Source organism: Enterococcus mundtii (genome assembly GCF_002813755.1).
Lineage (GTDB): Bacteria > Bacillota > Bacilli > Lactobacillales > Enterococcaceae > Enterococcus_B > Enterococcus_B mundtii.
Genome location: NZ_CP018061.1, coordinates 2,532,912 through 2,557,927, shown reverse-complemented (window position 1 = coordinate 2,557,927; position 25,016 = coordinate 2,532,912). Strand labels below are relative to the sequence as shown.

The following is a 25,016-nucleotide window of genomic DNA, read 5'->3' as shown; positions in this document are numbered from 1 at the left end:
TTACTGAAACAAAAACTGTTTCGGTAAAGTCATTTTTTTTTAAAATCACCGTGTTTGATCCGCAAAAAAATTGTTTTGACCATGTCAAACAATTGGAAAAATTTAAAAAACAAGCCTATATCGTTGCTTCAGAAGCCGCTTGGTTCGATATCTCAAATCATAATGTCCATAAAGGAACAACAGTGACAGAATTGCAAAGAATTCTCCACGTCACACCAGAAGAAACCATGGTATTTGGCGATGGTCTAAATGATGTCGAATTATTAGAACGTGCAGCTTACAGCTTTGCGATGAGCAATGCCTTTGAGCAAATCAAAGAAGTTGCACAATTTGTGACAAAGTCGAACGATGAAGATGCGGTGCTCCATACCATCAAAAAAATGATTGCTTTACAAGCATGAAAACCCAGTGAGTTGATTTCAGAGAAAGAGCCTTCAACCATTTAATTGGAAGAAGACTCTTTTTTTGTCTGTAAATATTTAACGAATTCATCCAGTGTTACATTAACCGCTTTAGCTAATAAAATCATTGTGCCAAATTTTACACTGTTCCAGTCATCTGATTGATTTAGACGTGTAAAGCTACTAGCAGTGATCCCATTTTTTTATAATTGTTTCATATAACTCAAAAAGTTGTGATAACCACTTTTTTGCAAGATTGCTTGTTGAACATCTTCACGATCCATCAACTCTAATAAAAGATTATAGATTTCTTCGGTATCTTCATATTCGTCTTTTTGAATCGCAAAGAGAAAGACAAATCTAACCAAGTCACCATTTCCCCAATCAACGCCATCAGGAATGATTGCCACTGAAACAACCGAGCGTTTCGCCATCAATGTCATGGGATGGGGGATAGCTAGCCACTCGTTGATATTTGTCTGATTGATTGCTTCTCGTTTCTTCACACTGTCATAAAAATCTTTTGGCACAAAATCTTTTTGGTACAATTGCTGTGCCATTTTCTCTAACAGGGTCTCTTTATCTGCATGATTTTCATGAAGAAAAAATGCTTCTTGAAACAATGAATAGATGCCGTTTTTTGCTTCGCTTAGTGTTTCAATGAACGATTCGATTTTGCTGATTTCCTTGTCTAGTTGTGCCATGTTGATATAAATTGAAGGAACAGAAAACTGCTCTAATGGAACGGTTGTGATTACAAAATCAATTGCAGAAAGATCACATTGTTGTAGTTCAACATAAGAAAAGCGATCAACGACTTCGATCGTTTCTTGATAGTGCTTGATGATTTTCGCTTCAATAATACGGCTCATGGCTCGACCGGTTCCACAAACAAGGATGACGCGATGTTTATGATGATTTCTGATGGAACTCCTTTCCATAGCACCTGCGATGTGCAAAGCAATATAACCGATCTCATCAGAAGAAAAATAAAAACCATGTTTCATGCTTACCGTTTCTAAATGGGTCAAACATAAATCATAAGCCTGTGGAAAAGATTTTTTGATCGTTGCCAGTAATGGATTGCTGCGGCGTGCATCCATTAGATTCATATTGATAAAACCTTCTATATGAGAAGTCAGATCTTCTATTAGCATCTTATCTGTCTCTAATGCATAGTTTGACGTCTGTTTGATCGCAGTTAGTAATTCTTCGACGATAGCTTTAGCAGTTTCTGTGGAAGAATCGTTTGAATCGCCAGTTTCAACTAAACGTGGTGCATTCATCGCAAGATAGTAAATAAAGTATTGTTTTTCTCCTGCAGTCAATTGTATATCAAATGCATGATCGATTTCTTCTAAGAAATGACCAACTACTTTCTGGGCGTCTTTTTTGAGCGCAGGCACGTGCAAGGGAAATTCGTTGATCTCATGGCCAGCTATAAAGCGGCTGATTGCTAAAGCAAAATGAGAAAGAATGTTTTTATGATAGTAGTCAGAGTCTAACAAGTCTAAGGATGCCAGATGATTTAATGCCAATTCTTGTAAGTGGACTAGATTGATCGTATCAAACAACTCAAGTTCCATTTCTGTAAAACCGATCAAGTACTCTTGTAGATCTTTTTCAATCAACAGATCACTGATAGCCTGACGCTTGGCGAATTCGTTACCCAAGACTTCAAAGCCAATATTTGGACGATTTACTATTTTTAAGTGATAGGCGGCTAAATTGTCTCGAGCCGTTTTTAAGTATGAGTAAAATGTGTTTTTACTAATAAATAACCGATCGAGAAAATCATCCAGGGATAAAGGGTTTTCATTCTTGAATAATAGGAAAAGTAGGTAGGTTTGTCGTTCTTCACTAGTGGTTAGAAAGGACTCTGTGGTTGACATACTTTCTGTCCACCAGTCATGAAATTGTTCTTTTGAACCAATGGACAACAAATAGCCTTGCCCTCGAATCAACTTGATGGAGGCTCCCACGTTTGTTAATAAATCATTTAAATTCGCAATGTCTGTCCGAACCGTTCGTTCAGAAATCGAGAAGTTTTTCGTTAACTCCTTCATTGGTAGCGGCACCGTTTGTCTAGTTAATACTTCCAATAGATCATCTAATCGTTGATAAGCAAGTTTTGACAATTGTTTCACCTCCGTGCTCTTCCTCATCATACAATAGAAAGAATAAGAATGAAATGTTTCACTAGTACTGAAAATTTCCAGAAGAGTTGGCAGTCATTTTGGAAAACGCTTTACTAATGATTGCCACTTGAATTGGAAATTTGGTGTGTTTACATCGTGTATCAGAAACCGTAAATTAAACGTGTACAGAAAATAAACCACACGAATTACTATGATGGTTTCAGAATAAAGGAAAGGAGCAGATGAGATGGACTTTCAGGAAAAAAATATTCTCTTGAATGTGGCTGTTAGATCAAAAGAAGAACTGTTTCACGTGATTGCGAATCATGCCTATGAATCCGGAATCGTTACCGATGCAGCAGACACATGTGCGGCATTCATTGAACGGGAAGCACAATATTCAACCGGCTTACAAGAAGGCTTTGCTATTCCGCATGCAAAAGCTGAACCGGTTTTGGAACCGACCGTTTTGTTTATTCGCTTAGAACAAGCCATCGAATGGGAAACCTTCGATGATTCTGCAGTCAAAAATGTGTTTGCTTTGATGGTTCCTAAAAAAGATGAAGGAACGGTGCATTTGCAAATGTTGAGTCGCCTAGCAACAGCGTTGCTTGAAGATACATTCATCCAGCAGATTCAACAATCAAAAGATAAAGCTTATTTAGCAGAATTGATCAAAAAGGAAATGATGGGAGAGAAAATCATATGAAAATAGTAGGGATTTCCGCCTGTCCAGCAGGATTGGCACATACACCGATGGCCGCAAAAGCTTTAGAAAAAGCTGGTGTGAAACTGGGCTATGAGGTCAAAATTGAACAGCAAGGTTCGTTAGGGCAAGTCAACGAGATCACTGCAGCAGAAGCAAAAGAAGCAGATTTCTTGCTTTTAGCGACTGATCAAAAAGTTGTTGGGATGGAACGGTTTGAAGGAAAACCGCAAATTCGGGTAAATATTAATACGTGTATCAAAGCACCGGAAGCGGTGCTAAAGAAATGTGTCGCAGCTGTGGAACAAAGAAACGCAAACTAAAGGAAAGAGGCAAGGATGATGAAAAGAGTTCTAGCAGATGTAAAAGGCCACTTGATGAGTGGAATTAGTTTTGTACTGCCGTTGATTATTGGCGCTTCACTAGTTGTTGCCATTCCGAAAATGATTGCTCTTGGTATGGGGATAACAAGCTTAGATCCTTATGCTGGCACTGAAGGCTTTAAACATGCGCTTTATTTGATTGAACAAGTAGGGTGGACAGGAATCGGTTTGATCAATACTGTCTTAGCTGGGTTTATAGCGTATTCTGTTGGAGATAAAGCTGCTTTAGGGGCCGGCTTTATCGGCGGTGCGGTCGCTTCTAGCACAAATGCTGGTTTTTTAGGGGCAGTTATTGCTGGGTTCTTAGCAGGATACTTAGTGAAGTGGGCTAAAGAACATATCAAATTACCGGAGTCATTTGCTGGAGTGATGCCGCTGGTCATTTTACCCTTGATTGCTACATTATCCGTAGCGATCGTCATGGGCGCATTACTCTCTGAGCCATTGGCATGGATCAATACTAGCTTGGTTGAATGGATTCGAACCATGATTGAAAACGACGTCAACAAAATTTTGCTTGCAGTCATCATGGGGGCAATGATTGGCTCTGACTTAGGGGGGCCTGTAAACAAAGCTGCTTGGATGGCAGGAAATGTTTTACTAGCTGAAGGTGTGTATTTACCAGCAATTATCGTAAATGTTGCGATTTGTGCGGTGCCATTTGGATACGCCTTAGCAACTTTATTCCACAAAAATCGATTCAATAAAGAGCTATTGGATGCTGGCCGTAATAACTTTATTATGGGCTTTATCGGAATCACAGAAGGAGCAATTCCTTTTACATTAGTCAATCCATTACGGCTTGTACCGATCAACATGTTGGGAGGAGCAATCGCTTCAGGTTTGGGGATCGCGTTAGGAATGTATGACAAAATGCCGCCTGTTGGAGGGATTTATGGCTTCTTCACTGTTGGGAACGGTTGGGCGTATTTGATTGGACTATTTGCAGGAGCTGCTTTCATCGGTTTTGTCGCTCCTTTATTTGTGAATTTCAATAAGCAAGAAGAACAAAAAGAAGACATTACGCTTGATGATATTGAATTGAGCTTTGAAAATTGAGTAACAAAGCCGATTAGCTAAATAGTAGCGAAAGAAAAGGCACGAGCAGATGATTTTCTAAGAACGCTTTTAGCTTGTACGAAAATGGCAAAATTCGAAATATTTTACGTAAGGAACAAATTATGCGTACCAGATGGTAAAAAAATTGAGAAAAATTAATAGGCACTAACGACAACCATCGTTACGTGCCTTTTTTATAACGGGAGAGGAATGATTGAATGAAAAAAACAGTACATGTCGTACCCCACAGTCATTGGGATCGCGAATGGTATTTTACTACAAGTCGCTCGAAAATCTATTTGATGCACAATTTAAGAAAAGTCATTGAACAACTAGAAAAGGATGATCCCTATGAGAGCTTCATTTTAGATGGACAGGCTTCGCTGTTAGATGATTACTTGAAGTGGCGTCCGCAGGACAAAGAAAGGATTCAACAACTTGTTCAACAAGGGAAGTTGATCATTGGCCCATGGTACACTCAAACCGATCAATTAGTGATCTCGGGAGAAAGCATTGTTCGGAATATGTTATACGGCATGAAAATTTGTGAAGAATTCGGGACATACATGAATGTTGGGTACGTCCCAGATTCTTTCGGCCAAGCAGCCAGTATGCCACAAATCTATCGTGAGTTTGGTATCAATGATACGATGTTTTGGCGTGGTGTCAGTGATGACGACGTTAAACATACAGAGTACAAATGGCGTGGAGAAGATGGTTCGGTGGTCAATGTCTACCAGATCCCAAGTGGGTACTACATTGGCGGTGCCATTCCTGAACGAGAAGCAGAATTAGCAGAGTTCTTACATCAAGAACCGTTTAAAACGACTTGGGGACGCAGTGCTACGGATCAAGTGTATTTTCCAAATGGTTTCGATCAAGCACCAGTCAGAGAAAATCTTCCAGAATTGGTTGATCGAATGAATCAACTTTATGAGGATGAGTATGAGTTACAATTTTCAACGATTGAAAAATACATTGCCGCAGTCAAAGAACGCCATCCTGAGTTGGAAGAAATCGCCGGTGAACTGATCAATGGCAAATTGATGCGAATCCATAAAACGATTTTTTCTTCACGTCCTGATTTGAAGGCAATGAACACTCAGATCCAACATTACTTAGTCAATGTTATGGAGCCTATCTTAACGATGGCCATGCAATTAGGATTTGAGTACCCCGTGGAAACAGTCATAGAGATTTGGAAGTTAATGTTTGAAAATGCGGCGCATGATTCCATTGGTTCTTGTGTTTCTGATACGACCAATGAAGATATCTATATGCGCTATAAGCAGGCGCGAGATATTTCCATGAATCTTGTCGAATTGACTTTACGACAGATTTCTACTGCAATCAATAACCCACAAGCACAAGAAATTACTTTCACACTCTTCAACACCTATGATACAAGACGCAATGGGGTCATTGAAGCAGAAGTTTATTTGCCACAAAAAGAGTTTGCGATTCTTGATCAAGCTGGTCAGGCGTTGCCTTATACGATTTTAGAGCTTACCGACCAAACGGAGTATGTTTTGAATCAAGGAAATATTTTAAATCCAGTCAAGGAAATCTATTTGCCGGAGAAAGTCTATAAAGTGAAGATTGCCTTAGAAACGACGGATGTGCCGAGTATGGGTTATACCCAGCTGACGGTTGATTTGAAAGGTGATACAAGCGCACCATTGCAGGAGGTAAAAACCAATACGGTTGAAAACGAGTACTATCAGATCACTGTCAATAACAATGGTTCTTTGGATATTCTTGATAAAACCAATGAAGTGCTTTACAAAAACCAAGGGATCATTGAAGAAAATGGCGACGATGGTGATTCATTCAATTATTCACCACCTGTGAAAGATTTTGTGATTTCATCAATTGATGCGCAACCAACGATCACCATTCAGCAATCAGAAATCTACCAAAAGATCCATATAGCTTTCACGTTGAAGGTTCCGAAGGATTTAGCTGAACGTGCAGAAAAGAAAGTCTCGTCTTCACTGCCGATCCAATTGACGATGGTGTTGAAAAAACAATCACAACAAATTGATTTCAAATTAACGGTTGAAAACCAACAAGTTGATAGCCATCGGGTATGTGTGCTATTTAATACTGGGATTGCCTCGAAATTTTCGCTTGCTGACCAACAGTTTGGTACGTTGGAGCGTCCAGTTGTATTTGAAAAAGAAATGGCCCTTTGGGAAGCCAATAAAGAGCAATGGAATGAGCAACCGATTGCCATAGAAACTTGTCAATCCTTTGTCGGTTTATTCGATGCGTCCCATGGCGTAGCAGTTATGCCCCAAGGGGTACGTGAATATGAGATTGTGGGGGAAGCGTTTGATACGATTCGCTTAACGATTTTCCGGACCTATGGCTTCATGGGGAAAGAGAATCTACTGTATCGCCCAGGGCGTGCTTCAGGAGAATCAGTGATTGAGACACCAGCTGCACAGTGCCACAAAACGATGCATTTTGATTTCTCCATTGTTTACTTTGCTCAGGGATTTGACCAAGCAAATGTCGCACAACGTGCCAAACAAGCAGTAACACCGATCACTCTTTATCAATACGCAGAATTCCTGAATTCCCGATTGATTTTTACTTTAGGATCGGTTGAGCCAACTTTGCCGACAAACTTTAGTCTTTTTGAGATCAATGGCAATCTAACCTTGAGTGTATTGAAAAAGGCGGAAGAGCGTTCAGGTTACATTTTGCGTCTATACAATGGGCTTTTAGATGAAGTGGGACATGCGTCTATCACATTCAACCATCCAGTGAACGTAGTAGAAACAGTCAATCTAAAAGAAGCTAAGAAAGAAGCACTTTTGGTGGAAAATAATGCCGTCACTCTTGAAAAGATTAACCATGCAAAATTTGTGACATTGTATGTGGAATGATCGCTACTGAGAAAAAGTGACGCGAAGTAGTGAGTCCGCTTATGAGACAGAAAAGTGAAAAAGGTTCGTAAGTCCTATTAAAGTACTTACGAGCCTCTTTGTTTACTAATGCGAAACAAGCAAGAATCTGGCTCTTTGTCAATAAGGACTAATAAGTTGTGTAAAGTCAAATCTGGAAAGCGTAACTAGTTAACTTATGTCACGTGCCCATGACTTCAGCACAAAAATAACTGAAAAAAATGGGTCGAACTCTAATAAGGGTAATTGGCGCTTGGATCAAAAAAAATAAGGGACCACTGATCCTCACCAATATGGTAAAAGATGGAGTTGAAGTGGTGAATAGTACTATCGGATCGAAATTAATAGTGTTAAGCGAACATAAATGAATCGAAATAGTAATACAACTATTTACTGACTGTAACATAAGTATTATATATACAGAATAAAAGTGGCAATCGTTGTTCAGGATGCTACTTTTTGTGGTTTAAAAGAATAATTACTCTATTATGCATTGTATAGCAAGTCTTAGCCTTTTAAGTTATGATAATCAGATAAAGAGGACAAGGAGAACGACGATGAAAGAACAATTACTTGCTTACTTACAAAATCAAACAGCTTTTTTCTCTATCGAAAATGTAAGCGATATTTTCACCGCGAAGGATATTGCTGAGAAGTTTTTAGTCAAGAGAAACACGATCAGTCACTATTTAAATCAGTTAACGGAAGAAAGACATCTAGTAAAAATTACTACCCGGCCAGTGTATTTTTTTCATAAACAGGCATTTGAAATCCAAAATTACCCCTTAACCCAAAACGTATATGATAGTCTAGCTGCTGTTGGAGCAGAAAAGCCCTTTTTTGATCGAAAAGAAGATTTCTTTTCCAGTGTAATCGGCAGCAAAGGCAGTCTGGCAGAAGTGATTGAACAGGTCAAGATGGCAGCCTTCTATCCAAATGGTGGGCTTCCCTTCTTGCTGACGGGGGAAAGTGGAACTGGGAAGAGTTTTCTTGTAAAAATGTTCCATCATTATTGTGTGGAAAATGAATTATTAGAGAGCGATGCTCCGTTGATCACGATCAATTGCGCGCAGTATGCCAACAACCAAGATTTATTGACGAGTAATTTATTTGGACATGTGAAAGGAGCCTTCACTGGAGCAGAAGAAGATCGTAGAGGTGCATTTGAAGCAGCAGCCGGCGGGGTACTATTCCTAGATGAAGTTCATCGACTGAATGCCGAAGGACAGGAAAAATTATTCACTTTTATGGATCAGGGAGTTATCTATCGAATGGGGGATAAGAGCCGGTCAATCCCAGTGGATTGTCGGCTGGTGTTTGCGACGACCGAAGATTTGAAACAAACATTTCTAACAACCTTTTTGCGACGAATCCCAATTCAAGCAACACTGCCTGCTTTGGAAGAACGGACGATTTCCGAACGGAAACAGCTGACCTTGCAAGCATTCTTTGACGAGCAAAAGCGTATTGGCCTGCCCTTGGAGCTCTCGCCCCAAGTAATCGAAATATTAACGACTAGTCATTTTTCTGGGAATGTCGGTGAATTGAAAAGTATGATTAAGATTATTACAGCTAAAAGCTATACAGCCAGTCTAAAACGGGGGGTGAAAAAAATAGTGGTCACTGTGTATCATTTACCAGAACAGTTATTGCAGTTGACAAAGGAACCCAATGAATTAGTGATGATGCAACCGATTCTTATTGATGGGCAAACGCAAATCCAGCAACTAACTGCGGAAAGTGAGCCAGAACAGCAAAAAATCATTCAAACGTATGAACAGATTTTGTTCAATTATGTCCAAGCGGGACAGGACTTTGCAACAGCTGTCCCTCCTATTTCTAAAGTGATTGAAAGGCTGTTTGAAAATTTATTGTTTGACCATAAGCAGGAACAAAAACAGCGGACAATGATTTTTGTGACAGAGCATGTTCAGCGAATGATGGAGCAAATCGAGCATTCTTTCCAAATTAACTTTAACGGTAGTATGGTTTATACGATCAGTTATTATTTGTGGCTGCGCAGAAATGTGGAGTGGCTGCCAGATGATCAAGACAAACTTTTATTGACAGAAGACCTGTTGAAAAGTGTTAAGAAGCATTATTCTACAAGTGATCGCTACACAGAAAATCTGATAGGTTTAGTACAAAACGCATTGGATATTGAACTAACGAGTATGGACCGAATCATTTTTACACTTTATATCAACGATATGGGATATTCCAAAGAAACGTTGCTTCCACGAAGCATCATAGTAGCCCATGGCTATGCAACTGCTAGCAGTATCGCAAATGTTGCGAACCGCTTACTGAATGAATCGGTTTTTCAATCTTTTGATATGCCATTAGAAGTTACTCCTAAGCAAATTGCGGAAAGAGTCACCGCATATATTCAGAAAAACGACGTATCTAATGGACTAGTTGTCTTGTTCGACATGGGTTCTTTGAAAGAAATCTATCAATATATTCCAGAATTGAAGGTACCGATTGTCATGATGAACAATGTAACGACAAGTGTAGCCATCGCTGTCGGAGAATGCATTCAGCAGAACGTTTCGTTGAGAGAGATTCCTGAGCGGGTAAATGCTTGCCACCAAAATGAATGGGAGATCATTCTTCCGAAAGTTAAAAAAGAGAAAGTTGTCATTACGACTTGTTCAACTGGAATTGGAACCGCTGTTCAAATCTCCACCTTATTAGAAAAAAGTATTCCTGATCATTTACAGATTCGGATCCTTCCTTATGAATTCAACCAGTTGGAAAATAGTGAACATATGAAACAGATATTAACATCTTATGATGTTGTTGGTATTATAGGAACCACTAAACCTCGCCAAGAGCTGGCACCTTTTATTTCTTTAGAAGAACTGATTTCAGGCGCTGGGACAGAAGTGTTATTAAGTTGGTTAAAGGAAGAATTGGATGAAGAGATGATCGCCTATGTGAACAATCAATTAGTAAGAAACTTTTCATTGAATCGAGTGATTCAATCGGTAACGATTCTAGATACAGAAAAAGTAATTTCCCAAATGGAATTTTTCGCGGGAGATCTGGAACGCATGTGGCAGCAACGGATCACCAATGATCGCAAACTTGCGTTGTTTGTCCATACGAGTTGCTTGATTGAACGTCTTATTCGAAACGAAGCCATTGATAATTATCATGCTAGCAACACATTACTCCAGTGTCATGAAAAACAGCTGAATGAAATCAAAAAAGCGTTTAGTGTCATTGAGAAGGTTTACAGTGTCGCGATACCGGAATCTGAAGTTTGCTACATTTATGATGTTTTATTTGGAAACACTGATTATTCAATGGGTGAAGCGGACTTTTAATCAATAAGAAAAGCGTGCCACTTTTTTTGGCACGCTTTTTGCGTTTAGTAAGGTGTAACTTGGAGCAAAGTGAGGTGAAAGCAGTGGAACAAATCGTTATTTTAGCATCACACGGAAGATTTGCATCAGGAATCTTACATTCGTTAGAACTTATCTGCGGTAAAAAACAATCAGTCGTTGCGATTGACTGCTATGTGGAAGAAACATTTGATCTGACGACAACGGTGGATACCCTGATGCAAACATATAAACATTCTGAAGTGATCGTTATCACAGATATTTTCGGCGGTAGCGTGAACAATGAATTTTTGCGTTATATCCAACAACCAAATTTTTACTTGATTGCAGGCTTGAATTTGCCATTGTTGATTGAATTGACGACACAATTTCAAAGAGGAGGTGCAATCTCAGAAACGATCCACCAAACGCTGGCCAATTCGAAAGAGATGATCCAGTTTTGTAATGATAGTGTAGAAAAAGAAATCGAAGAAGAAGAATTTTAGGAGGGACAACATGATTATTTTGACACGAGTCGATCATCGACTATTACACGGACAAGTCGCATTTTCCTGGACGCAAAATTTAGGCGCAGATTGCATCTTGATTGCCAATGATGATGTGCCGACAAATGATATTCGTAAGACAGCGATCAAACTAGCAAAACCGCAAGGCATCAAACTGGTGATTAAAACAATTGAGGATTCCATCCAAGCATTACAAAGCGGCGTGACCGATAAATACAAATTGTTCATCGTAGTAGATTCCATCGAGGATGCCTATAGATTAGCAGAACACTATCCAGAAATCACTAAAGTCAATTTGGGTGGGATCAAAGCCAAAGAAGGAACTAAGAATATTGGAAAGGCAGTTAATATTTTACCTGCGGAAGAAGAAATTTTGAAAAAAATGATTGCTAAAGGAATTGCTGTCGATATCCGTCAAGTACCTTCGGATAAAAAAGTCGCTGTCGAAGATGTTTTATAAAGAAAGGAGCAAAAGAGATGCTGCAAGCAATATTACTTGGAATTGTTGCATTTATTGCGCAGTCTGAATACGCATTGGGAACGTCATTACTGTCGCGTCCGATTGTTACTGGGTTGTTTACAGGAATCGTATTAGGGGACGTAAACACAGGAATTATTATGGGTGCCACACTGGAATTAGCTTTTATTGGTTCGTTTTCTGTAGGTGCTTCTATCCCACCAGATGTTGTAACAGGAGGAATTCTTGGCACAGCATTCGCAATTACAGCTGGAGCGGGAACTGAGACGGCTTTACTATTAGGACTTCCAATCGCTACATTAACGCTAATCCTGAAAAATGTATACTTAGGACTGCTTATTCCAATGATGAACCAAAAAGCTGATTTATACGCGACTGATGGGAATTACAAAGGCGTGGAACGAATGCACTTATTAGCCGGTTTTGGCTTGTCTTTGATGTTAGCCCTTATAGTTACGATTTCCTTCATGGTGGGCAGCAATACGATTAGTAAGTTATTGGAGATGATTCCGGTATTTGTACAGAATGGATTATCAGTTGCAACTGGTTTGATTCCAGCCTTAGGGTTTGCCATGTTGGCTCGGTTGCTGATCAACAAACAAGTTGCTCCTTATTTCTTTTTAGGTTTTGCATTAGCAGCTTATTTAGAGATTCCTGTTACGGGGATTGCGATCTTTGGAGCGATAACTGCTGTTGTAGTTGTGAATTTAAGAAACATTCGTGAACAAGGGCAATCTGTTCAAATGACTTCAGGGGAGGTACTTGATGATGAAGAAGACTTCTAATGAGAAACCCGAGATTACCAAGAAAGAGTTGAATCATGTCTTTTGGCGTTCATTTCAAATGGAGTTCTCATGGAACTATGAGCGACAAATGAATTTAGCCTATGTCTATGCTATGATTCCGATTTTGAAGAAACTCTATAAAACAAAAGAATCTATGGCTGATGCGTTGAAACGACATCTGGAATTTTTCAACACGACCCCGCATATCGTCACGCTTATTTTAGGAATCAACGCGGCGATGGAAGAAGAAAATAGCAATGATCCGAATTTTGATTCATCAGCAATCGAAAACATCAAGACTTCTTTGATGGGGCCTTTAGCAGGGATTGGCGATTCTTTCTTTTGGGGAACGTTACGGTTAATTGCCACAGGGGTAGGAACTTCATTGGCATTACAAGGGAATATACTAGGTCCGATTCTGTTTCTATTGATTTTCAATGTCCCACATCTACTATTTCGTTATTTTGCGACTGGTTGGGGATATAAACTTGGATCGGGATTTTTAAAGAAAATTCAGGAAAACGGTTTGATGGAAAGCTTAACCTATGGCGCGGCGATTATTGGGTTGATGGTCGTAGGAGGAATGACCGCTACGATGATTGATATCAACATTCCGTTGCAGATCGGTTCAGGAGAGAATGCGGTTACGGTACAAAGTATCTTTGATGATATCGTACCGAAAATTTTATCATTAGGTGCATTTGGCGCTGTCTTTTATCTTTTGAAAAAAGAAGTCAAACCGTTGATTATCCTGCTTGGATTAGCAGTCTTAGGTATTTTGGGATCCTTGATTGGACTCTTTTAAGGAGGAATTGTTGTGGCAACAATGATGGACTATATACAGGAAGAGCAAGCAACATTAGTTAAGATCTTGCAGGAATTTGTTCCTAAAAAAGAAGAAAAAAGAGCTGCGATCGAACATCTATTGATTTTGGCAACAGGTTCTTCTTCAAATGCCTGTTTAGCAGCAAAGTACGCGATGGAGAAATTAGCGGGGATCACTGTCACTATTGAAGAGCCATACCACTTTAATCATTACGGACATCTTTCTAAAGAAATAGAGACAGTTTTGGCGGTTTCTCAAAGCGGAAAAAGTACCTCTACTATAGATGCAGTGGCGCATTTGTCCGAACAAGGTTTTTACACAATCAGTTTAAGTAGTGATTCCCAAAGTCTTCTGGCTCAAAAAGCAAACGAAAGAATTGATCTAGGAACTGGGATCGAAACCGTTGGATTCGTGACAAAAGGATATGTAGCAACGGTATTACAACTCTATTTAATGGGGGTATCTATTGGTTACAGTAAAGGAATACTATCCGATGAACAAGTGTCGATGACCAAAAACCAGTTAGAGGAGATGATTGAGGCCATTCCGCAAGTTATAGCTAAAACGATTGATTTTTTTGAGAAAAACGCAAGCATCTTTAAACTAGCGAATCGGTTTGTGGCAGTCGGTTATGGACCAAACTGGGGAACCGCTAAAGAATTTGAAACGAAATTCACCGAAACCATTCGAGTGCCTTCTCAAGGGTTTGAATTGGAAGCTTATATGCACGGACCTTATCTTGAAGCCAATCATCAACATGTGCTCTTCTTTATAGAAGCACCAAGCTCGAATCAATCAAGAGCCCAACTATTGCATGATTATATAGAATCTCATGTAGGAAAAGCTTATACGATCACCACAGCAGTAGCAAAGAATCCCGATACACTTGGGCTGGATGTAGCATGTGAAGAAACTTTTTCTTCTTTGCTTTTAGTTATTCCGTTCCAAATTTTCTCCTATCTCGGGGCAGGTGCTAAAGGGATCGATTTGAATAACCGTATTTTTGATGACTTTGATCAAGTTTTAAAAAGTAAAATTTAGAGGTGGAAAAATGCTTAAATTTAATGAACAACAACAAATTGATGATATCCAAGGAATGTTAGAGCTACGTCCTGAAATTGAAAAAATAGTCGATTTCCTTGATGAACAAGGCTTTGATGCGATTTATTATCTAGGGATTGGTGGTACGTATGCTTCTGCCATGCAAGCAGTTACCTACATCAATGGAAAAAGCGACCTACCAGTTTACGTCCAACATGCGGCAGAATATTATACAACCGGTAACCGTCGTTTGACTAAAGACTCGTTAGTTATCTTGTCCTCTGTTACTGGAACGACACAAGAAGTGGTTAAATCAGTTGAAGAAATCAAAAAAGTAGGAGCAACCTTATTAGGGTTTATTGATACAAAAGGCAGTATTTTGGCGGAACAATGTGACCATATCATTACGTATCCTGCAGCAGGAACAGAACAAATAAAATTCTTTATGGTGGCAGATCGGTTAATGAAAAACCATGGAGATTTTCCTGATTACGAAGCCTACTATCAAGAATTGGAACAATATTTAGCAAAAGGATTAGTAGAAGCTGAGAAGCAGGCGGATGAATTTGGGCGAGGATTTGCGGAGAAACATCGTCATGATGCCATGCATTATTTCATCGGTGCGGGAAATCAATGGGGTGCAGTCTATTCTTACGCCATGTGCTACTGGGAGGAACAAAGCTGGTTACGTTCAAAATCGATCCATGCTGCTGAGTTTCTTCACGGAACGTTGGAAATCGTTGATGAAACTACACCTGTCACAGTGTTTTTAGGAGAAGACGAACAACGCCCATTATCAGAAAGAGTCGCTAAATTGTTACCAAGAATTTGTGCAAACTATACATTGATCGATACGAAGGACTATCCTGTTTCAGGAATAAGTGAGAAATATCGTGGCCGAGTGCTTTCTCACTTATTGATGCATTGCGTGACACAGCGGATTGATGCCTATGTCGAACAAATGAATTGCCACCCGCTGGAAATTCGACGCTATTATCGCCAATTTGAGTACTCATAGAAAAAAAGGGTAAGATGATAGAGAAAAAGACAATTTTAATGGATCTCAGAGGGAGTCTGAAACATAATTTTTCTATGGAGTAGATAGGGAATCAATCTGAATAAGAGAAAGTGATCTATCTTTAAATGATATAATTGAACAATGTATAGAGCGTTTCGTTAACCAAATGTTAATGGAACGCTTTTTTGGTATGTTTTTGGGGGACAAAAAGAAGAAAATGTTTAGTTTGGGAACGCTATTACAAGTACTCGATGAAGAGGATGAGACGATTAGCGAGGGAAAGAAGGCAATTAATTTAGTTTAAAGTTAACTGGAAAAGGAGGGGGTTTTTTGAATCAAAAGGTTCCTAATATTTTTGAAAGATATGGTGGCAATCTATCTTTGAAAGATACCCGAAAAGCGGAAATTCTTTCTAAGAATTTAGACAGAAATATTTTGATTCTTGAAAAGAGCATAGATCATCTACTTAGAGGCGAAGCGTTTTGGGAGTAAATAGATAAGTGGTGAAGATAATGATAATCACGTAAGTATCCCAATAATCAACAGGAGAGAATAAAACCCTTGTACGCCTTTTTAAAGGTGATAAAAAAATGTTTAAAACAAAAAAATGCCACCACGTACACTCTTTTCCAAACTACCGAAGTAGCCAAGAGTGTACTGGTGACGTGGGTTTGGCACCCAATGGGCCGTGAGGGGCTCGAACCCGCGACCCGCTGATTAAGAGTCAGCTGCTCTACCAACTGAGCTAACGGCCCATATGAAAAAGTACTTTATTATAGTAGCACTAAGCATTTTAAAATGCAAGGTACGTACAATAAAAAATCTACGAAAACTTTACTACTTCCTAGAAATTCATTCATAGTTTATTCATAAATGACCGTTATGATAAATGTATCCCAACCAACAAAGTTCTTGCAAAAGAACAACCCATAACACTTTTTCATTTTTTTACTCCTTTCCCGTCATGAAAATGGCGGGTCTTTTTTTATTTCAAGAAGAACCTAGAACAATCCTCGTTTAAACACTTGTTATTGATGTTTATTTTTGTTATTAATTTATCTAGTTTGAGTAACTAGATTGAATGTTTTTGAAAACTTTGATAAGATATTAATGAGAACATTAAAGGAGCTTTCATAATGGAAAAAATGCGCCAGCAATTAATTGATTGGGCTGTCAGTATCGAAACGTTTCGTTTACCTCATTGGGAAGAACTTCCAGACTTGGAGCTATACATGGATCAAGTTAAGACCCTGGTGGATCGTCACTTATCACCAGTGATCCAAGGAGAAAAACATCCTTTGTTAACTTCTTCAATGGTTAATAATTATGTGAAACTAGGTTTGGTACCGGCGCCAATCAAAAAGCGATACAACAAACAACATGTGGCATTTCTGATTGCTATCACAACGCTTAAACAAGTGTTGACGATTCCTGAAATCAAAGAAGGAATTTTGTTTCAAGGAAAAACAGTGGGCATCCGTGAAGCATACAATCTTTTTTGTGATGAACAAGAAAATGCAATACGAATGGTCAGTCAATTAGCCCAAGGAAAACAACATGAACAATTATTGAATCAAGAACTTCCATTAGAATATGTTGCTGTACGTTCAGCGACGATTTCTTTTGCAATGAAGCTACTAGCGGAAAAAACGATCAGCCTAGAAAGCGAATATTTACAAGAGACAAAAAAGGAGAAAGAAAATGAAGAATAAGATTGCGATTTTAGTAGACTCAGGAACAGATGTGCCACAAGAAATCATCGATATGTACAATATTTATGTGATCCCTTTGAAAATCATTTATAAAGATAGAGAATATACAGATAAGGTCGATATCACTCCTGAAGAGATTTATAAGCGTTTACCTGAGGAAATTCCGGGTACTTCGTTACCTGATGGAGAATCAATCACTAAAATTTTTGATCAAATCAAAAATGATGGCTATGATAAAGTTCTAGCAATCACTATTTCAAGTGGTTTGAGCGGAACGAATAATGTGGTTCGTCTTGTTGCGCAAGAACAAGAAGGAATCCAAACACATGTATTAGATACTAAAAATATTGGGATCGGTGCTGGTTTTACAGCAATCCAAGCCGCAAAATGGATCGAAGAAGGCATGGAATGGGAAATGCTGATCGATGAATTAGTTGCATTAGCAGAACGGACGAAAGTCTTTTTCAATGTAGCAACACTTGAATACCTGCAAAAAGGCGGACGTATCGGTCTAGTTGCCTCAATTTTAGGAAATGCCTTAAAATTGAATCCCATTATCTCTTGTAATGAAGAGGGCATCTATTATACAGTAGGTAAAGCACGAGGCAGAAAGAAAAGTTTAGACAAAACAATGTCCTATGTGAAAGAAACTGTCGGGGATGCGAAAGTCTTCAACTTGGCAGTCGCACATGGTGCAGCGGAAGAAGAAGCAATTGAAATGAAAGCTCGCTTTGAACGTGAATTCCCAAATGCCCAAGAGATTTATTTTGGACAAATCTCACCGGCATTGGTTGTCCATACTGGCCCAGGTTTATTAGGGATCGGTGTACAAATACTTGAAGCATAATATGATCAAAGCGAAGTGATCATCAAAGAACAAATTTATTTTTTATCTAAAATAATTAGAAAAAAATAGTGGACAGGAAAAGAATCGTAAATAGAATCCCGCTCTTTAGAAGTTAGATATTGATCTGACTTCTCTAGGGCGGGATTTTTTATGGGGAAATTTAATTTTTGAATTTAATGGAACATGCTTCAAGAGTTTTTGGAGAAGAAAAAACACTATTCCGGCATTTTTGATTTTGTATAAAACATTAGGTTGACCTTAGAATCGCTCTAACCAATATCATTAAAGTAGGCATAGAAATGCGGATCATATCGATTGATCACTATGCCAGTTTATTTTTAGGTAGAAAGAAGGAGTTTAAAAATGAATTATTTAGAATTAAGTGCCCACAGAGAAAATCCAGCGGTAACGATCATGTTAGGGATGCCAAATGACGAGAAAAGTGCTGAAAAATATAAACTAGTGTTAAAAAATCTAGTCAAACAGATTATTTTAGAGTTGGAAGAAAGGGAAGGAACAGCGGCGAGAACAATGATTCGTAAAATCGATCAAGTGTTAAAAGGCTTTCAACCTACGCATAAAAGAGGAAGCATTGTCTATTTTATTTCGCCAAGCGTCAATGAACAAATCGAAGTACCGTTTGTGTTGGAGAGTCAATTTTTTATTGATGCGTATTTCCATACAAAAGAAATCTTACGAAGTGAAAGTAAAATGAACCATTATTATGTGTTAACGATTGGGATGGATTGTTCACGTCTACTAGAATATGTAGATGATACGCTGATACAAGAAGTGAAAGACGCACATTTCCCAATCAGGAATAAAGGCTACTGGACAAAAGACCGCGTATTGAATTCAATGGGAAGTGTTCAAACGAATTACAAAAAAGAGTTCTTCAAATGGATTGATTCTGAGTTACAACCTTATTTGAATCGTCATCCACACCCAATCATTTTAGCTGGAACAACAGAAAATATTGCGACATATAAACAGATGTCACATAAAGATGAACGGATTGTTGGAGAAATCTATGGGAACTTTACAGTTGATAGTGGCGAAAATGAGTTGGCAATAGGAGAGCAAGCAAATCAGGTGATTCACGAATACATTCGTCATCAAAAAGAGACGATACTACACACTATAGTAGGGATGGAAAACCAAGGGCGTGTAGAGCGTGATGTAGCCAACATCTACAGACAAGTAATTAAAGGAAAAGGGCAAAAATTGATTGTGGATCACGCTTACTATCAAGAGGCAGTGATTAGAGATCATCAAGTCAAATTAGTAGATATCTCACCGAGTGACGAAGGCTATGTCGAAGATATCATCAATGAAATCATTTATGAAGTCATGCGTTACGGAGGAGAAGTTATCTTTGCCGAAACAGAAGTATTAGAAAATCAATCGCCGATCCTGCTGCAATTACGCTATTAAAAATCGATTCATACAAATGGGAAACTAGGAAGCTTAGAAGAATAAGGAGATAGCCCAAGCTCAACACTCGGATACATTCGGAGGTTGGGCTTTTTGATGAAAGATAAAGTCTAAAAAGTTTTGAATAGCTAAGAAAACACCCGTAATCTTAAAAGATAGTATAAGATTCTTTTCAAATCAGCCTTGAGGCGTAGGTTATCTTATTGACCTTATAGTACAATGTTTAAAACAGAAAACAGCTACATGGAGGTTATGTATGAAGAAAACAAAACTTATTGCCACTCTCTTGGTCTCAAGCCAAGTTTTACTAGCAACACCAATCGTATTAGCAGACGAGACAGCAACAACGCAAAGTATTGTCCCAATTTCAGGAACGGTCGACTCGACAGTTGCTACGGATTCCTCCGAGTCAACAACGACAACCAGCTCTAGTGAACGATTACAGATCAATGCAGTAGCAATCGGTAATGCGTTAACGAAAGAACAAGAAACTTATACATTAGATAAATTAGGGATCAAAGGAGAAACACCGATCTATAAAACGTCCGGTACAGACTTGATGTCCTATATTCCTGACGGTGGATTTACCAAGGACTGGGCAGTTTACAGTTCTGTACGTATGCAGACGCTTGCTGAAGGCGAAGGGATCACTGTTGATATCGCGACACCAGAAAATATCACACGGATCACAGCCGCTCAGTATCAAAATGCAGCGTTAACAGCTGGGATCACCGATGCAAAATTGACGGTCGCATCTGCAGTACCAATCGATGGTTCAGGTGCTTTAGCTGGTGTGTACAAAATCGTAGAAGAGTCAGGGGGCATCATTAATCAAGACCGTGTCAGCGTGGCTCAAAATGAGATGGATGTTTTATCGTCTATCACAGAAGAAAACAAAGACAAAGATGGCTATTCCGATGAAGCATTAAATAAAGCACAGGAGCAAGCGAAAGAAGAATTAGCAGCTAAGACTGCTGATGGCAAAGAGCTGACACAAGCGGATATTCAAACGACAGTAGAAAAAGCTCTGAAGGATAATGGACTAGAAGATGTAATGACAAGCGATCAAGTCACAGAAATAACTTCGTTGATGAGTGAAATGAAAGATAAAAATATTTTTGAAGACTTCGTGAAGGAATTAGACTTGACTGAGGCAAGCAAGCAAATTCAAGAAAAATCAAAAGGGCTTTGGGAAAATATCAAAGGATTCTTTAGTGGCATATGGGATTCGATCACTGGCATGTTTTCTGGTGACTCTCAATAATCGAAATAGTTTTTTATATATGAAATATTTGATTTGAGCTACCCTATACGGATCTTTAATAGATGAAGCAAGAATAAACCGCTGTAACTTTTCCGAGTTAGCGGTTTATTTTTATAATCATCTAATCGCATACTTTAATAAGCTACAAGTGGGATTCGTGGAGGTTTGTAGGAATCCGAATCCGCCTGTTCAATCATGCAAATTTTATCAATAACGTCCTATTTTTTTAGAAAGATGAAACCTGATAAGAAATGCGGTATAATGGAACAGAATGACAATACTAACTAAGAGGTGGCTCTTTATGAAAAAAATACTAGTTGTCGACGACGAAAAACCGATTTCGGATATCGTCAAATTTAACTTAGCAAAAGAAGGTTATGACGTCTATACAGCATATGATGGGGAAGAAGCTTTAGCAAAAGTAGCCGAAGTGGAACCTGATTTGATTTTACTAGATTTGATGTTGCCAAAGATGGATGGCTTAGAAGTGGCTCGTGAAGTACGAAAAACGTTTGATATGCCGATCATCATGGTGACAGCTAAGGATTCTGAAATCGATAAAGTGTTAGGCTTGGAACTGGGAGCAGATGATTATGTGACCAAACCGTTCTCTAATCGTGAATTAGTGGCACGTGTGAAAGCAAATCTTCGACGTGGCGCTTCTGCTACCAAAGAAGTGGAAGAAGTCACACCTTCTGAACTGATCATCGGGGACTTAACGATCCATCCCGATGCATATATGGTGACGAAACGTGGCGAAACGATTGAATTGACTCACCGTGAGTTTGAACTGCTCTTTTATTTAGCAAAACACATTGGTCAAGTCATGACACGGGAACATTTGTTACAAACCGTCTGGGGCTATGATTATTTTGGTGATGTTCGTACAGTAGACGTGACCGTTCGTCGTTTGCGTGAAAAAATCGAGGATAATCCAAGTCATCCTAGCTATTTAGTTACACGCCGAGGCGTAGGGTATTACTTGCGTAATCAAGAACAGGAGTAATTGGATGAAAGGAAAAGTCCGTTTTTTTCGATCAGTAAACTTCAAAATAGCTATTACATTTATTTTGATTTTACTGATCTCAATTGAAATTATAGGTGCTTACTTTATTAGAGGATTGGAACGTTCAACGATCAATACCTTTATCAAAGATATGAACCAAACAGTCGAAACATTAGCGACAACGATCAGTCCAGAACTGAACGGGAAAAGCAATGAAAGTGCGACTATCGATGATGTCAATGGGAATATCAAGCGTTTTATTGAGACCAGTGCTTCAAGTGATATCATCGAGATCCGTGTCGTGGATGAAAAAGGCATCATTCGAGCAACGACAGAGGTAAGCGAACAAGGTTCAGTCGGCAAAAAAAATGATTACGTCGATATGAATGATTTTACAACCAAACGCTATGTCGCATTAGATGATGACGGAAAACGAGTAAATATCAATATTCAACCGATTTTGTCCCCGACCGGCGACGCCGTCATCGGGGCTCTTTACGTCAAAAGTGATATCGAACAAAAATATTCAGAAATCAATAATACAGCACTGATTTTCTTTACGGCTTCGTTAATTGCTGCATTTATCTCAATGGTTGTGTCTGTTCTGGTCGCACGTTCCATTACGCAGCCAATCGGTGAAATGCGTGAGCAAGCGATCCGCATTGCTCGTGGTGATTATAGCCGTAAAGTAAAGGTCCATGGTCAAGATGAATTAGGTCAGTTGGCTGAAACGTTCAACCAATTAGCAGAACGGATCGAGGAAGCGCAAGATACGATGGAAGCTGAACGAAATCGGTTAGACAGCGTCTTGTCACATATGACAGATGGCGTTATTGCAACCGATCGTCGAGGGAAGATCATTACGATCAATGATATGGCTGTCTCATTATTAGACTTGAAAAAAGAAGAAGCAATCGGACAGTCAATCTTGACTCTTTTAGCAATTGAAGAAGAATACACGTTACGAAAACTGTTAGAAGATCCGAATGAAATGATTTTAGATCGATCCACTGGAGCGAGAGAAGCTGACCAGATGATTTTACGCGTCGATTTTTCGATGATCCGTCGAGAATCTGGCTTTATCAGTGGGTTGGTTGCAGTTTTACATGATGTAACGGAACAAGAGAAAACAGAACGGGAACGTCGTGAGTTCGTATCGAACGTTTCCCATGAGTTGCGTACGCCTTTAACAAGTATGCGTAGTTATATCGAAGCACTGAGTGAGGGTGCTTGGAAGGACGAAGAAGTCGCACCGAACTTTTTAAAAGTGACCTTAGATGAGACTGATCGTATGATCCGCATGATCAATGATCTACTGAATCTATCTCGCATGGATACGGGGAATACCCAATTACAATTAGAATATGTCAATTTTAATGAACTCGTTAATTTTGTGTTAGATCGTTTTGATATGATGGTTGGTAATCAAGAAAAAAATTATACGATCCGTCGAGAATTTACGCAACGAGATCTGTGGGTCGAGATCGACACAGATAAAATCATCCAAGTTATTGACAATATCATGAACAATGCGATCAAATATTCACCCGATGGGGGAGCAATCACTTGCCGGTTGCTTGAAACACATAACAATGTGATTTTAAGTATTACAGACCAAGGACTAGGTATCCCTAAAAAAGATTTGAATCGTGTATTTGAACGTTTCTATCGAGTGGATAAAGCAAGAGCTAGAGCGCAAGGTGGAACAGGATTAGGCTTAGCAATCTCTCGCGAAGTAGTGAAAGCACATCGTGGCGCAATCTGGGCAGAAAGTAAGGAGGGACAAGGTTCAACCTTCTATATTTCTTTACCTTATGAACCGTATGAGGAGGAATGGTGGGAATGAAGATTTCTGAAAAATTTATACGAATTGGTTTGATCTTGATGGTTGCATTAAGCCTGTACTTCTCTTATGCAATTTGGTTGAGTCCAGCAGGGAAAACTTCAATCAACTTAGAAGAGAGCAATTCACAAGTGATTGAATCACAAAGCTATCGTAAAGCATCAGAAATTTATTTGCCTTTACACCTCACATGGTTTCAAACAGATACAGTGAAAGAAACGAATAGTGAGAACCTGATTTCTCAAATACATGGGTTGATCGAAGGTGCTCGTTTTGGCAAGCTGACAGAAGTCGTGGAAGCAGACCAAGAGAAGTTCAATCAAAAGAAGTCTCTCAATGAAGGAATCGAATTCTCTTATAACGCACCTTATCTACTCAGTGGCTATGTGAAAGCATTTGGTTTGAATATTGATCTAGGTTCAGTCCAAAATGAAGATGTCTATTTTACGAGTGTCCAATTTGATCTAAAAGACGAAAAAGTTAGTTTTATTGATTATGATCAGCGGACGATTTACGAAGCCAGTCTATCGATGGATTGGAAAGAAATAGAACATGATTTGAATTCTTCAGATGTCAACTGGACACCTGTATTCAGAACGCCAGAAAGTATTGAGACACAGCACAGTATCAAAGAACCAATGAAACTAAAAAAATACAGTTATATCTTATCTCAGCAACCATACACCGTCTTTCGGAATGCTTTTTTTTCCCAGCCAGACGCGGTTAAAAACAATGATGAAAGTACGGAATTGATTTTTTATGATGGCAATGAAACAATGACGATCCATTCAGAAAATCAGATCGTCGATTTTAGAGGAGATTTACCGACGATTGATGAACCAAATAATATTTTTACGGACAGTTTTCCTTATGTCAGCAAACTAGGTGGCGCGTTAGGCAATGTTCGATATTTTGATCGTAACAAGAATACAATCGATTATCGTATTTTTGTAGAAGGATTTCCCGTATTTGGTTCAGATAGTAAAGGAAAAGTTGGAATCGAAATCGGTAATGAGCAAGTGAATAATCAAGTAAGTATCCAAACGAGTTTAAATACCATCCAAGTCCCGATTCCTTCAGATGAAGAAGTCGAGTTGCCTAGCACCGACGATGTATATCAGGAATTAGTAGATAATGGGGCAGAAGAATCGAAAATCGAGTTGATTATTGTTGGCTATACATGGCAAAACATCGAAGAAACGAATCGGGTGGTTGATCTATTCCCAGAGTGGTATGTGAAATATCAAGGAGAATGGTATTCTGCAAATGACTTATTGACCAAACTACCTGAGAAGGAGGCGGAGTAA

The 25,016-nt window shown here is 39.0% G+C and carries 20 protein-coding genes, 1 tRNA gene and 1 pseudogene; 20 read left to right on the top strand and 2 right to left on the bottom strand.

Going from position 1 to position 25,016, the window contains the following annotated elements; all coding sequences use genetic code 11:
* Positions 1–35 precede the first annotated feature (35 nt).
* Positions 36–401, top strand: a pseudogene (locus tag EM4838_RS11985) (HAD hydrolase family protein); the annotation flags it as partial.
* 203 nt (positions 402–604) lie between these two features.
* On the opposite strand, the gene EM4838_RS11975 reads toward EM4838_RS11985, so the two are convergent.
* The gene (locus EM4838_RS11975; protein WP_071866491.1) at positions 605–2,539 is read right to left on the bottom strand and encodes a BglG family transcription antiterminator; all 1,935 of its coding nucleotides are present in this window, start codon (positions 2,537–2,539) and stop codon (positions 605–607) included.
* A gap of 247 nt (positions 2,540–2,786) precedes the next feature.
* Here EM4838_RS11975 and EM4838_RS11970 point away from each other — a divergent pair, with 247 nt between their 5' ends.
* The 12 genes from EM4838_RS11970 (at position 2,787) to EM4838_RS16505 (ending at position 16,095) form a co-directional block, all read left to right on the top strand.
* Positions 2,787–3,248 (top strand): PTS sugar transporter subunit IIA, encoded by a 462-nt coding sequence (locus tag EM4838_RS11970; RefSeq protein WP_071866428.1) that lies wholly within the window; start codon positions 2,787–2,789, stop codon positions 3,246–3,248.
* Positions 3,245–3,568 (top strand): PTS fructose transporter subunit IIB, encoded by a 324-nt coding sequence (locus tag EM4838_RS11965; protein ID WP_005225262.1) that lies wholly within the window; start codon positions 3,245–3,247, stop codon positions 3,566–3,568. The genes EM4838_RS11970 and EM4838_RS11965 overlap by 4 nt, the downstream gene beginning before the upstream one ends.
* A gap of 18 nt (positions 3,569–3,586) precedes the next feature.
* Positions 3,587–4,687: a PTS fructose transporter subunit IIC gene (locus EM4838_RS11960; protein ID WP_010734326.1), complete on the top strand. Its 1,101-nt coding sequence runs from the start codon at positions 3,587–3,589 to the stop codon at positions 4,685–4,687.
* Between the two features lie 218 nt (positions 4,688–4,905).
* On the top strand, positions 4,906–7,581 hold the full coding sequence (mngB, locus tag EM4838_RS11955) for a mannosylglycerate hydrolase (RefSeq protein ID WP_071866427.1): 2,676 nt from the start codon (positions 4,906–4,908) through the stop codon (positions 7,579–7,581).
* Positions 7,582–8,156: 575 nt separating this feature from the next.
* A complete protein-coding gene (locus EM4838_RS11950; protein WP_071866426.1) occupies positions 8,157–10,931 on the top strand; it encodes a sigma 54-interacting transcriptional regulator in 2,775 nt (924 codons plus the stop codon).
* An 83-nt stretch (positions 10,932–11,014) separates the two neighbouring features.
* Positions 11,015–11,434, top strand: a complete 420-nt coding sequence (locus EM4838_RS11945) for a PTS sugar transporter subunit IIA (RefSeq protein ID WP_066025589.1) — start codon at positions 11,015–11,017, stop codon at positions 11,432–11,434.
* Positions 11,435–11,444: 10 nt separating this feature from the next.
* Positions 11,445–11,915: a PTS sugar transporter subunit IIB gene (locus tag EM4838_RS11940; RefSeq protein WP_071866425.1), complete on the top strand. Its 471-nt coding sequence runs from the start codon at positions 11,445–11,447 to the stop codon at positions 11,913–11,915.
* A gap of 17 nt (positions 11,916–11,932) precedes the next feature.
* Positions 11,933–12,718: a PTS mannose/fructose/sorbose/N-acetylgalactosamine transporter subunit IIC gene (locus EM4838_RS11935; RefSeq protein ID WP_066025554.1), complete on the top strand. Its 786-nt coding sequence runs from the start codon at positions 11,933–11,935 to the stop codon at positions 12,716–12,718.
* Positions 12,702–13,523: a PTS system mannose/fructose/sorbose family transporter subunit IID gene (locus EM4838_RS11930; protein ID WP_066025588.1), complete on the top strand. Its 822-nt coding sequence runs from the start codon at positions 12,702–12,704 to the stop codon at positions 13,521–13,523. The genes EM4838_RS11935 and EM4838_RS11930 overlap by 17 nt, the downstream gene beginning before the upstream one ends.
* A 12-nt stretch (positions 13,524–13,535) precedes the next feature.
* Positions 13,536–14,585: an SIS domain-containing protein gene (locus tag EM4838_RS11925; RefSeq protein WP_071866424.1), complete on the top strand. Its 1,050-nt coding sequence runs from the start codon at positions 13,536–13,538 to the stop codon at positions 14,583–14,585.
* 10 nt (positions 14,586–14,595) lie between these two features.
* Positions 14,596–15,603 carry an SIS domain-containing protein gene (locus EM4838_RS11920; protein ID WP_071866423.1) on the top strand — a complete coding sequence of 336 codons (1,008 nt, stop codon included), beginning with the start codon at positions 14,596–14,598 and terminating at the stop codon, positions 15,601–15,603.
* 330 nt (positions 15,604–15,933) lie between these two features.
* Positions 15,934–16,095, top strand: a complete 162-nt coding sequence (locus EM4838_RS16505; protein WP_157811376.1) for a hypothetical protein — start codon at positions 15,934–15,936, stop codon at positions 16,093–16,095.
* Between the two features lie 190 nt (positions 16,096–16,285).
* On the opposite strand, the gene EM4838_RS11915 is transcribed toward EM4838_RS16505, so the two are convergent.
* Positions 16,286–16,358 (bottom strand) — tRNA-Lys (locus tag EM4838_RS11915).
* A 381-nt stretch (positions 16,359–16,739) separates the two neighbouring features.
* On the opposite strand from EM4838_RS11915, the gene EM4838_RS11910 reads away from it, so the two are divergent.
* The 7 genes from EM4838_RS11910 (at position 16,740) to EM4838_RS11880 (ending at position 25,016) form a co-directional block, all read left to right on the top strand.
* Positions 16,740–17,315, top strand: coding sequence for a DUF1836 domain-containing protein (locus EM4838_RS11910; RefSeq protein WP_071866422.1), 576 nt, complete (start codon positions 16,740–16,742; stop codon positions 17,313–17,315).
* Entirely contained in the window at positions 17,305–18,162 is an 858-nt protein-coding gene (locus tag EM4838_RS11905; RefSeq protein ID WP_071866421.1) for a DegV family protein, read from the top strand. Before EM4838_RS11910 ends, EM4838_RS11905 begins: the two co-directional genes overlap by 11 nt.
* 363 nt (positions 18,163–18,525) lie before the next feature.
* Positions 18,526–19,596, top strand: a complete 1,071-nt coding sequence (locus EM4838_RS11900) for a baeRF3 domain-containing protein (RefSeq protein WP_071866420.1) — start codon at positions 18,526–18,528, stop codon at positions 19,594–19,596.
* A 256-nt stretch (positions 19,597–19,852) separates the two neighbouring features.
* Entirely contained in the window at positions 19,853–20,860 is a 1,008-nt protein-coding gene (locus tag EM4838_RS11895) for a DUF1002 domain-containing protein (RefSeq protein WP_071866419.1), read from the top strand.
* Positions 20,861–21,161: 301 nt separating this feature from the next.
* Positions 21,162–21,866: a response regulator YycF gene (gene yycF, locus EM4838_RS11890; RefSeq protein ID WP_019723593.1), complete on the top strand. Its 705-nt coding sequence runs from the start codon at positions 21,162–21,164 to the stop codon at positions 21,864–21,866.
* Positions 21,867–21,870: 4 nt separating this feature from the next.
* Positions 21,871–23,712: a cell wall metabolism sensor histidine kinase WalK gene (gene walK, locus EM4838_RS11885; RefSeq protein ID WP_071866418.1), complete on the top strand. Its 1,842-nt coding sequence runs from the start codon at positions 21,871–21,873 to the stop codon at positions 23,710–23,712.
* Positions 23,709–25,016, top strand: coding sequence for a YycH family regulatory protein (locus EM4838_RS11880; RefSeq protein WP_071866417.1), 1,308 nt, complete (start codon positions 23,709–23,711; stop codon positions 25,014–25,016). The genes walK and EM4838_RS11880 overlap by 4 nt, the downstream gene beginning before the upstream one ends.

Excerpts from the sequence above, each read along its gene's own strand:
- mngB (WP_071866427.1), top strand. The coding sequence starts at position 4,906 with ATGAAAAAAACAGTACATGTCGTACCCCACAGTCATTGGGATCGCGAA.
- EM4838_RS11970 (WP_071866428.1), top strand. The coding sequence starts at position 2,787 with ATGGACTTTCAGGAAAAAAATATTCTCTTGAATGTGGCTGTTAGATCA.
- EM4838_RS11935 (WP_066025554.1), top strand. The coding sequence starts at position 11,933 with ATGCTGCAAGCAATATTACTTGGAATTGTTGCATTTATTGCGCAGTCT.
- EM4838_RS11905 (WP_071866421.1), top strand. The coding sequence starts at position 17,305 with ATGAAGAATAAGATTGCGATTTTAGTAGACTCAGGAACAGATGTGCCA.
- EM4838_RS11965 (WP_005225262.1), top strand. The coding sequence starts at position 3,245 with ATGAAAATAGTAGGGATTTCCGCCTGTCCAGCAGGATTGGCACATACA.
- EM4838_RS11920 (WP_071866423.1), top strand. The coding sequence starts at position 14,596 with ATGCTTAAATTTAATGAACAACAACAAATTGATGATATCCAAGGAATG.
- EM4838_RS11930 (WP_066025588.1), top strand. The coding sequence starts at position 12,702 with ATGAAGAAGACTTCTAATGAGAAACCCGAGATTACCAAGAAAGAGTTG.
- EM4838_RS11960 (WP_010734326.1), top strand. The coding sequence starts at position 3,587 with ATGAAAAGAGTTCTAGCAGATGTAAAAGGCCACTTGATGAGTGGAATT.
- EM4838_RS11910 (WP_071866422.1), top strand. The coding sequence starts at position 16,740 with ATGGAAAAAATGCGCCAGCAATTAATTGATTGGGCTGTCAGTATCGAA.
- EM4838_RS11900 (WP_071866420.1), top strand. The coding sequence starts at position 18,526 with ATGAATTATTTAGAATTAAGTGCCCACAGAGAAAATCCAGCGGTAACG.
- EM4838_RS11895 (WP_071866419.1), top strand. The coding sequence starts at position 19,853 with ATGAAGAAAACAAAACTTATTGCCACTCTCTTGGTCTCAAGCCAAGTT.
- walK (WP_071866418.1), top strand. The coding sequence starts at position 21,871 with ATGAAAGGAAAAGTCCGTTTTTTTCGATCAGTAAACTTCAAAATAGCT.
- EM4838_RS11880 (WP_071866417.1), top strand. The coding sequence starts at position 23,709 with ATGAAGATTTCTGAAAAATTTATACGAATTGGTTTGATCTTGATGGTT.
- EM4838_RS11950 (WP_071866426.1), top strand. The coding sequence starts at position 8,157 with ATGAAAGAACAATTACTTGCTTACTTACAAAATCAAACAGCTTTTTTC.
- yycF (WP_019723593.1), top strand. The coding sequence starts at position 21,162 with ATGAAAAAAATACTAGTTGTCGACGACGAAAAACCGATTTCGGATATC.
- EM4838_RS11940 (WP_071866425.1), top strand. The coding sequence starts at position 11,445 with ATGATTATTTTGACACGAGTCGATCATCGACTATTACACGGACAAGTC.